This window comes from Streptomyces sp. RB17 (assembly GCF_009604455.1).
Lineage (GTDB): Bacteria > Actinomycetota > Actinomycetes > Streptomycetales > Streptomycetaceae > Streptomyces.
The window spans coordinates 615,623-624,148 of record NZ_WEGL01000007.1 but is presented as its reverse complement, the minus strand read 5'-3'; the positions used below and the strand labels follow the sequence as shown (position 1 = coordinate 624,148).

Sequence of the window (8,526 nt, the reverse complement as noted above, 5' to 3'; positions counted from 1 at the left end):
GGTGGTCATAGCGTGAGGGAAACGCCCGGTTACATTCCGAACCCGGAAGCTAAGCCTCACAGCGCCGATGGTACTGCAGGGGGGACCCTGTGGGAGAGTAGGACACCGCCGAACAATTCTTGAGAAAGGCCCACGCCACAGGCGTGGGCCTTTCTGCGTTTCGGAGTCGTATTGCGGCGCCGTTTTAGAACGTCACCTCGTCCGTGTTGATGATCCCGCCCCGGCGGCCCGGTGCATGCTGGCCGCTCCAGTAGAGGTTGGTGTGGGCGATGACCTGTTCCGGGGCCGGCGCGCCGTACTCGGTGAGGTCCTCCGTCGTGTGGGCGTCGGCGATCAGCGTGGCGTCGTAGCCCCGCGCGAGGGCGCCGTGCAGGGTGGAGCGGATGCAGAAGTCGCTCTGGGCACCCGTGACGAGGAGGCGGCCCACTCCGCGCTCCGTCAGGACGGACTCCAGATCGGTGTCCTCGAAGGAGTCCCGGTAGCGCTTGGCGACCAGGGGCTCGGAGTCGAGTCGCTTCAGCTGCGGGACGTACTCCCAGCTCTCGGTGCCCGGAACCAGTTCCTCGTCCTGGTGCTGCACCCAGACCACCGGCACGTCCGCGGCGCGGGCCTTGTCGACGAGGGTCCCGATGTTGGCGATGACGTGCTCGCGCCTCGGTGAGCTCGGCACCATCACGCCGTTCTGCACGTCGATGACCAGGAGGGCGGTGTACGGGCGTTCGGGCAGCGTTGTCATGGCTTTCACAATATGGGATGCCGCTGACAACGGGCGGCACTACGGTGGCCCTCATGAGCACCTTGACCAGCGGTGACTACGTCATCCGCGCGATACGACCCGACGACTGGCCCCGGGTGAAGGAGCTGCGGCTGTCCGCGCTGCGGGACCCGATCGCTCACCTCGCCTTCCTGGAGACGTACGAGGAGGGCGCGGCCAAGCCGGACTCCTTCTACCAGGAGCGGGCCGCGCGGTCGGCCGAGGAGGAGAGCGTGGCGCGGCAGTTCATCGCCGAGGCGCCCGACGGTGGCTGGGCCGGCTCGGTGACCGTGCTCATGGAGGAAGCCGGCATGACGGACTGGGCGGGGTATGCCGTCGATCGTCGGCAGGGGCATGTGGTCGGGGTGTTCATCCGGCCCGAGCATCGCGGGACCGGGCTGATCAAGGCCCTGTTCGACGCCGGTGTGGCATGGGCGCGGGAGCGGGGTGCGGAGCGGGTGCGCCTGCTGGTGCACGAGGAGAACGCCCGCGCTCAGGGGGCGTATCGCAAGGTCGGGTTCGTGCCCAGCGGGGTCGTCGTGCCGTACGTCAGGGACGAGGCGCAGAACGAGATGGAGTTCGTTCTCGAGTGGCCGTCCTAGACCGGCTGTCTCAGGCCGGTAGCTCCTGGTGCGGCCAGCGGGAGCGGGCCTGTTCGCGGGAGCGGAGCAGGGCGAGCGTGGGCAGGCCCTGGTCGGTGCCGGTGGCGAGCAGGTCGGGGAGCTGGGGGATGGGGGCCACGGCCGCGATGTCGTCCAGGACGAGGGTGAGTGGTGGGTCGAGCCGACCGGAGGATGACCGTTCGGCCATGCGCCGGCCGCGCTCGACCACGCTGGAGACGAGGGCAGTCAGGAGCGGCATCGCGCCCGGGTTGCTCCTGGGGTCCTCGATGGATTCACCGACCACATAAAGCGTGCCCCCTTCGTGGACGAAGGAATCCAGTGACAGGGCATCTGTTCGGTTCGGGGTGCAGGCCTCGCGGATGTTGACCGTGAACAGGGCCGAGAGGGCCCGGCTGGTCAGCTCCTGGGCGATGTCGCGGCGTTCGGGGTGTGCGGTGAGCGCGGCCTCGAGTTCACCGGCGGCGCCGGGGGCGGCCTTGGGGTGGGTACGGAGGGTGCGTACGGCGTCCTGGACCTGGCTGCCCTGGGACCAGCGGTGGATGTGGCGGATAGTGCGGTTCTCCAGGGCTGCCGCGTGGAGGTAGCTCCGCAGGAGCGTCAGTGCCGTGTCGGCGACCGCTTGGTCGATCTTGGCGGTGGGCTGGACGGGGCCGAGGAGGGCTGCGGCCCTGTTCAGCGCGGTCTGCTTGTCCTCGCAGCCTGCGGTCGGGGACCAGTGGAGGCGGGCCGGCGTGTCGCAGAGATGGGTGGGGTCGTAGAGGAGGGTGGGGCCGAGTTTGGCTCTGGCGTCCTTTGTCTCCGTCCAGAGGGTGGGGTTCGAGGTGACGACCAGGGTGGCGCCCTCGGCGTCTCGTACGGCCTGGGTCGCGGCCGCCTGGCGCCTTTCCCTGGGTGCCACGACGATCTTCTCCCAGTCGCCCACCGGTTCACCGTCGGCCGGCAGGTGAGTCAGGGGCTCCTGTGGTGCCGGAGCCGGGGCGGTCGCCGTGGGCTGCGGGACCGGGACGGCCTCACTCGGCGCGGGCTCCGTACGCGGTACAGGGACCTCGTACGGCACAGGTGCCTCGTACCGCACAGGAACCTCGTACCGCTGCTCCGGCGCCGCCGGCATCGCCTTCTGGGCCCGCGCCCGCGCTCTGCCCGCCCGCCATCGCGCCACCGCTCCCATCACGAACACGGTGAGCACGAACAGGACCATCAGCTGGCCGATGAACAGGCCCCAGAACAGGCCCCAGCCGGAGAGCTGGGAGGCGGGGGTGTCGGGCCAGGCGCCGGTGATGTCGTGGGGTTCGCCGATGAGGTGGCGCATGGCGAGGGGGGTGCGGGTGAAGGTGACGCCGTGCGGCCAGGCGCCCTTGGCGAAGAGGGCCGCCAGGCCGGTGGCCGTCCACACCAGCACGGTCATGCCGAGGAGGAACGCGAGCATGCCGATCAGCAGACCGTCGGGGATGCCGCCCTGGCCCTCCCGGCGGTCCTCGCGGCGGTCGCGAGCGTCCGGTCTCACCCGTTCCTCCCCTGCCGTGCCTCTGTCCCTGCCTGCCCTAGGCCACCGTCGACTCGGAGTCGCCCAGGTGCTGTTCCACGAAGGCCGCCGCCCGCTGCTCGGCCTCCAGCTCGGCGGCGCGCAGGGCGTCGTCGGCCGCGAGGTCGCTGGAGGACTCGGTCATCGCGCGGTCGGTGAAGACCAGCGGGCGTTCCGTCTCCGTGACCAGGTGTTTGACCACCTGGACATTGCCGTTGACGTCCCATACGGCGATGCCGGGCGTCAGTGTCGGGATGATTTCCACCGCCCACCTCGGCAAACCCAGCACCCGGCCGGTGGCCCGGGCCTCGTCGGCCTTCTGGGCGTAGATCGTCCGGGTGGACGCCATCTTGAGGATCGCGGCAGCCTCCTTCGCCGCCGCGCCGTCGACCACGTCGGACAGATGGTGGACGACCGCGACGAACGAGAGACCCAGCCGGCGGCCGAACTTCAGCAGGCGCTGGAACAGCTGGGCCACGAACGGGCTGTTGATGATGTGCCAGGCCTCCTCGACCAGGAAGATGCGCTTCTTCCGGTCGGGGCGGATCCAGGTGTGCTCCAGCCAGACGCCGACGATCGCCATGAGGATGGGCATGGCGATGGAGTTGCGGTCGATGTGGGACAGGTCGAAGACGATGAGCGGGGCGTCCAGGTCGATGCCGACCGTGGTCGGGCCGTCGAACATGCCCCGCAGGTCACCGTCGACCAGCCGGTCCAGGACGAGCGCGACGTCGAGTCCCCAGGCGCGTACGTCGTCTATGGCGACGTTCATCGCCTCGGCCGACTCCGGTTCCGGGTGCCGTAGCTGCTCGACGATGTCGGAGAGGACCGGCTGGCGGTCGAGGATCGACTCGTTGACGTAGGAGTGGGCGACCTTGAGGGCGAAGCCGGCGCGTTCGTCGAGGCCGTGGCCCATCGCGACTTCGATGATCGTCCGGAGCAGCGCGAGCTGACCGGTGGTGGTGATCGCCGGGTCGAGGGGGTTGAGCCGGATGCCGTGGTCCAGGGCGGCCGTCGGGTCGAGCCGGATGGGAGTTATCCCCAGCTCCTCCGCGATCAGGTTCCATTCGCCGACGCCGTCCTCGCCCTGCGCGTCCAGGACGACGACCTGGCGGTCCTTGAAGCGCAGCTGGCGCAGGACGTACGTCTTCTCCAGGGCCGACTTGCCGTTGCCGGACTCGCCGAGGACCAGCCAGTGCGGCGCCGGGAGCTGCTGGCCGTAGAGCTGGAAGGGGTCGTAGATGTAGCCCTTTCCGGAGTAGACCTCGCGGCCGATGATGACGCCGGAGTCGCCGAGGCCGGGCGCGGCCGTGGGCAGATAGACCGCCTGGGCCTGGCCCGTGGAGGTGCGCACCGGCAGCCGGGTCGTCTCGACCTTCCCGAAGAGGAAGGAGGTGAAGGCGTCGGTGAGGACGGACAGCGGATCCCGCATCGGCGAATCAGCCCCTACCTGCGGATGCCGGTGGCGAAGGGAAGTGTGTTCACGAAGGCGCGGTGGTGCTCTCGGTCGCACCATTCCAGCTTGAGGTACGACTTGCCTGCGGAGGCCCTTATCGTGCGCTTGTCGCGGTTGAGGGCCTCCGGGGTGCGGGCCGAGACGGTGATGTAGCCGACGAGGTTGACGCCGGCCGCGCCGCTCGCGAGGTCTTCGCCTCTCTGGTCGAGGCGGTTGTGGGCGGCGACGTCGCGCGGGTCGACGGTGCGGTTCATCTTGGCGGCGCGGGAGGCCTCGGCCTCGTCGTTGGTCTTCTCGGTCAGCATGCGTTCGATGGCTACCTCGGTGGGTTCGAGATCCATCGTCACCGCGACCGTTCGGATGACGTCCGGGGTGTGGACGAGGAGGGGCGCGAGGAAGTTGACCCCGACCGGGGTCATCGGCCACTCCTTCACCCAGGCGGTGGCGTGGCACCAGGGGGCGCGGGTGTTGGACTCGCGGGTCTTGGCCTGGAGGAAGGTGGGCTCGGTGGCGTCGAGCTCGGCCGGCCAGGCGTTGCGCTGGGTCATCGCCTGGATGTGGTCGATGGGGTGGTCCGGGTCGTACATGGAGTGGATGAGGGAGGCGAGCCGGCCCTGGCCCAGCGGTTGGCGGACCCGGATGTCGGCCTCCTGGAGCCGGGAGCAGATGTCGGTCAGCTCGCGGGCCATGACGACCGCGAGTCCCGCGTCCCGGTCGACCTTGCCGCCGCGGGCGCGGACGGCGCGGGCCATGGCACTGGCCTCGGCGGCGAGTTCGCGCGTGTAGTGCATACAGGCGACGAGGTAGGCGCGGTGCTGCTCGCTGCTGGTGGACACCATGGACTGCAGCTGGTCGTACGACTGCTGGAGCCAGCCGGGGGAGCGGGAGTCACCGCGTTGGGTGACGTCCTTGGCGTGCGCGTCGGGGTCGGCGGGGAGCGTACGGGCGAGCATCTGCAGGCGGGTGACGAAACCGTCCCCGTTGGCGACGTGCTTGAGCAGCGTGCCGAAGCGGTCGACCAGGGCCTCCTGGTCCTCGGAGTCGCGCAGGCCGACGCCGGGGCCCTCGATCTCGATGGCGGCGGTGACGGTCTTCCGGTCGGCGTGCAGCAGTACGGCGATCTCGTCCGGCCCGAAGGGTGCGGCGAGCCAGTTGATGCGGCCGATGCCCGGGGGCGGGCCGACCTCGATCTCCCGTCCGTCGAGGCGCGTGCCGGCTTCCATGGCGGCGGAGCGGTAGTGGGCGCCGTTCTTGACGGTCCGCTTGTAGCTGCGGTTGATCTCGAACCACTTGTAGAAGGTGCGGCGCTTGTACGGCACGTACACCGCGGCGAGCGCGAGCAGCGGGAAGCCCATCAATAGCACGATCCGCAGGGACAGTACCGGGACGACGAGGCCGCACATCATGCCGAGGAACGCGCCCGCGACGATCAGCGCGATCTCGCCGGACTCGCGGTTCCGGCCGACGATCGCGTTCGGCCGGGCGCGGCCGATGAGATATGTACGGCGGGGCGTGATCGGATGGGACAGGTGGGACTCGGTCGTCAACGCCCTTCACCTCCCGTGCGGTTGACGTTGCGCGTGTTGCTGGCATGCGGGGTGTTGGCGGGGCTGGCCGGGCTGGGTGCGCGGGGCGCGGGGGTGGCGGAGGGGACGGCTCCGCCACCGCCCCCGGCGGGGGTACGGCTGCTGTGGGCCGCGACGCCGCCGGTGGCGGGGTTGGCGGGGCGGGGGGCGCTGCTCGACTGTCCCCCTGCTCCGTTGTTGTCGGCCCGGGAGCTGTGGGTCTTGATGCCCTGGGCGACGAGTGTGGCGGGGGAGCTGATGACGGCGGCGGCCTTGGACTCGGCGCCCTGCATGATGCGGTTGTTGCGGCTGCCTGCGATCTCGTCGCCGAAGCCGGGGACGAAGCGGTAGATCATCGCGCTGGCGAAGATGGCGAGCAGGATGATGGCGAGGCCGGAGACGACGGCGGAGAAGGAGTCGGGGCCGTTGCCGGAGGAGAGCGCGCCGGCGAGCCCGAGCACGATCACGATCACTGGCTTGACGAGGATGACGGCGATCATGATCCCCGCCCAGCGCCGGACATGTCCCCACAGGTTCTTGTCGACGAGCCCCGCGTAGACGACGGTGCCGAGGAGGGCGCCGACGTAGAGGAGGGCGGCCCTGATGACCAGCTCCAGCCAGAGGACGCCGGCGGCGAGGATGCTGACCAGGGAGACCACGATCAGCATGATCGGGCCGCCGCCGATGTCGGTGCCCTTGCCGAGGGCGCCGGAGAAGGTGCCGAAGAACGTGTCGGCCTGGTCGCCGGTGGCCTTGGCGAGGACGTCCGTGACGCCGTCGGTGGCCGATACGACCGTGTACAGGATCAGCGGGGTGAAGGCAGAGGCGAGCACGGTCAGCCACAGAAACCCGACGGCTTCCGAGATCGCGGTCGTCAGCGGCACCCCGCGCACGGCTCGCTTGGCGACGGCCAGGAGCCACAGCAGGAGCGTCAGGATCGTGGACGCCGCGAACACGATCGCGTACTGCTGCAGAAACTTGGGATTCGTGAAGTCGACGTTGGCGGTCTCCTTCACGGCCTTGCTGAGCTTCTCGATCGTCCAGGAGGCGGCTTCGGCACAGCCTTTGGCGAGGGAGGAGAGGGGGTCGAGGGTGGAGGTGTCCGGGACGCTGGAACCTCCGGAGCCACTGGAGGTGTTGCCGCGTTCGCAGTACTTCCTGGCCTCACCGGAGATGACGTCGCAGTTGTACTTGCTCTTCGACGGTGAGGGCGAAGGGGTGGGTGACGGCGCGGCGAAGGCACGTGTGGCCAGCAGTACCGCCGTGGTCTGTACGGCTGTCACGACTCCGGCGAGCTTGAGCGCAGGTCGCGGGCTACCGGGCATACGTGAACCCTCCGTACTCTTCGATGGCCTTGCTGATCTCGTCGGAGGTGGCAGCCTTGTCGTCTCCGGGTACTGGTGCGGGGCCGTCCTTCTGGGTGTCGGAGGTGATCTTCCAGTCGTCCCCGGACCACTGCAGGTCGAACGTCCACGTCTTCCAGGAGGAGGTGACAGGGTCGTTCGAGGAGCTGTCGGCCATGCCGATGAGCCCTACGTACCAGACCGCCACCTTGGCGTCGTTCTCCGTGTAGTGCTGCACCGTCGTGCCGACCGGGACCACCCGGGAGACGAACGTACTGCCCTTCGGCGGGTCGCCCGCCGCGTCGAGGCCCATCTTGGCGAGGAAGTCGGTCGAGTAGGCCTGGTCCATCGGGCCCTGGAGTCTGGCCGCAGCGTCGGAGGTGTAGAGGAGGTTCAGCAGGGTGTCGCGGCTGTCCTTCTTGAACATCTCCGTCGAGCCCAGCGCCACGGCGTAGTTCGAGGCGGCCGACTGCGCTCCCTGCTCCGTGTGGGCGAATCCCGTCGGTACGCCCAGGGACTTGGTGTCCACGGGGCGCGTTCCGCTGGCCGCCGTGGAAGCGGCCGCCGGCTTGTGGTTCTTCGCGGACGCGTCGTTGCCCGATGAGTTGTCCCCCCTGTTGGCGAAAGCGATCGCGGCGATGAGGAGGACCACTACGCCGACCACTGTGATCAGGGAGCGGGAGGAGGAGCGGCGGGGGGCGCCGCCGTAGGGGTCGGTTTCGGGGAGGCGGGTGCGCGTGTGGCCCGTGTCGCCGTAGTCGGTGTAGGCCTGGTCGTCGCCGGAGGTCATGGTGTGCGCGCTCCCTCACCCTCGTAGGCGTACGACGGAAGCCGTGCTGGTTGCCGCTCGGGCGCGGTGTGGTGACTCGACATCAGGGAGACGCAACCTTCAGGGGACTCAGACCGCCATGCCGTACACGATCGTGAACAGGGTGCCGAGGGAGCCGATGATGAAGACCCCGGTCAGGCCGGCGATGATGAGGCCCTTGCCCTGTTCGGCGCTGAAGGTGTCGCGGAGGGCGGTCGCGCCGATGCGCTGTTTGGCCGCGCCCCACACCGCGATGCCGAGGCACAGCAGGATGGCCACGGCCATCACCACCTCGATCATCACCTTCGCCTCGTTGCCCAGGCTGCCGAAGGGGCCCCAGTCCGGAGCGATCCCGCCGATGATGGTGTTGATGTCTCCCTTGTCGGCCGCAAAGAGCATGTAAGTCACCGCCCCTGGTGGGTAGTTCCGCAAGGCCCCCGCAGTGTGCGGAGGGC

The 8,526-nt window shown here is 69.4% G+C and carries 8 protein-coding genes and 1 rRNA gene; 2 read left to right on the top strand and 7 right to left on the bottom strand.

Going from position 1 to position 8,526, the window contains the following annotated elements; translation table 11 throughout:
• Window positions 1–114 (top strand): 5S ribosomal RNA (gene rrf, locus SRB17_RS31450); the annotation flags it as partial.
• A 70-nt stretch (window positions 115–184) separates the two neighbouring features.
• On the opposite strand, the gene SRB17_RS31445 is transcribed toward rrf, so the two are convergent.
• On the bottom strand, window positions 185–736 hold the full coding sequence (locus tag SRB17_RS31445; protein ID WP_153543479.1) for a cysteine hydrolase family protein: 552 nt from the start codon (window positions 734–736) through the stop codon (window positions 185–187).
• Window positions 737–789: 53 nt separating this feature from the next.
• Here SRB17_RS31445 and SRB17_RS31440 point away from each other — a divergent pair, with 53 nt between their 5' ends.
• A complete protein-coding gene (locus tag SRB17_RS31440; protein ID WP_153543478.1) occupies window positions 790–1,356 on the top strand; it encodes a GNAT family N-acetyltransferase in 567 nt (188 codons plus the stop codon).
• Between the two features lie 10 nt (window positions 1,357–1,366).
• Here the strand turns inward: SRB17_RS31440 and SRB17_RS31435 are convergent, their stop codons facing one another.
• The 6 genes from SRB17_RS31435 to SRB17_RS31410 all read right to left on the bottom strand — a co-directional run bounded on the left by SRB17_RS31435 (window position 1,367) and on the right by SRB17_RS31410 (window position 8,470).
• The gene (locus SRB17_RS31435) at window positions 1,367–2,881 is read right to left on the bottom strand and encodes a type IV secretory system conjugative DNA transfer family protein (protein ID WP_194294192.1); all 1,515 of its coding nucleotides are present in this window, start codon (window positions 2,879–2,881) and stop codon (window positions 1,367–1,369) included.
• Window positions 2,882–2,918: 37 nt separating this feature from the next.
• Window positions 2,919–4,331, bottom strand: coding sequence for an ATP-binding protein (locus tag SRB17_RS31430; protein WP_153543477.1), 1,413 nt, complete (start codon window positions 4,329–4,331; stop codon window positions 2,919–2,921).
• Window positions 4,332–4,345: 14 nt separating this feature from the next.
• Window positions 4,346–5,902: an SCO6880 family protein gene (locus SRB17_RS31425; protein WP_153543476.1), complete on the bottom strand. Its 1,557-nt coding sequence runs from the start codon at window positions 5,900–5,902 to the stop codon at window positions 4,346–4,348.
• A complete protein-coding gene (locus SRB17_RS31420) occupies window positions 5,899–7,245 on the bottom strand; it encodes a hypothetical protein (RefSeq protein WP_153543475.1) in 1,347 nt (448 codons plus the stop codon). The genes SRB17_RS31425 and SRB17_RS31420 overlap by 4 nt, the downstream gene beginning before the upstream one ends.
• Window positions 7,235–8,053: a hypothetical protein gene (locus SRB17_RS31415; RefSeq protein WP_153543474.1), complete on the bottom strand. Its 819-nt coding sequence runs from the start codon at window positions 8,051–8,053 to the stop codon at window positions 7,235–7,237. Before SRB17_RS31415 ends, SRB17_RS31420 begins: the two co-directional genes overlap by 11 nt.
• A 108-nt stretch (window positions 8,054–8,161) precedes the next feature.
• Window positions 8,162–8,470, bottom strand: coding sequence for a hypothetical protein (locus SRB17_RS31410; RefSeq protein ID WP_014673544.1), 309 nt, complete (start codon window positions 8,468–8,470; stop codon window positions 8,162–8,164).
• Window positions 8,471–8,526: the final 56 nt, after the last annotated feature.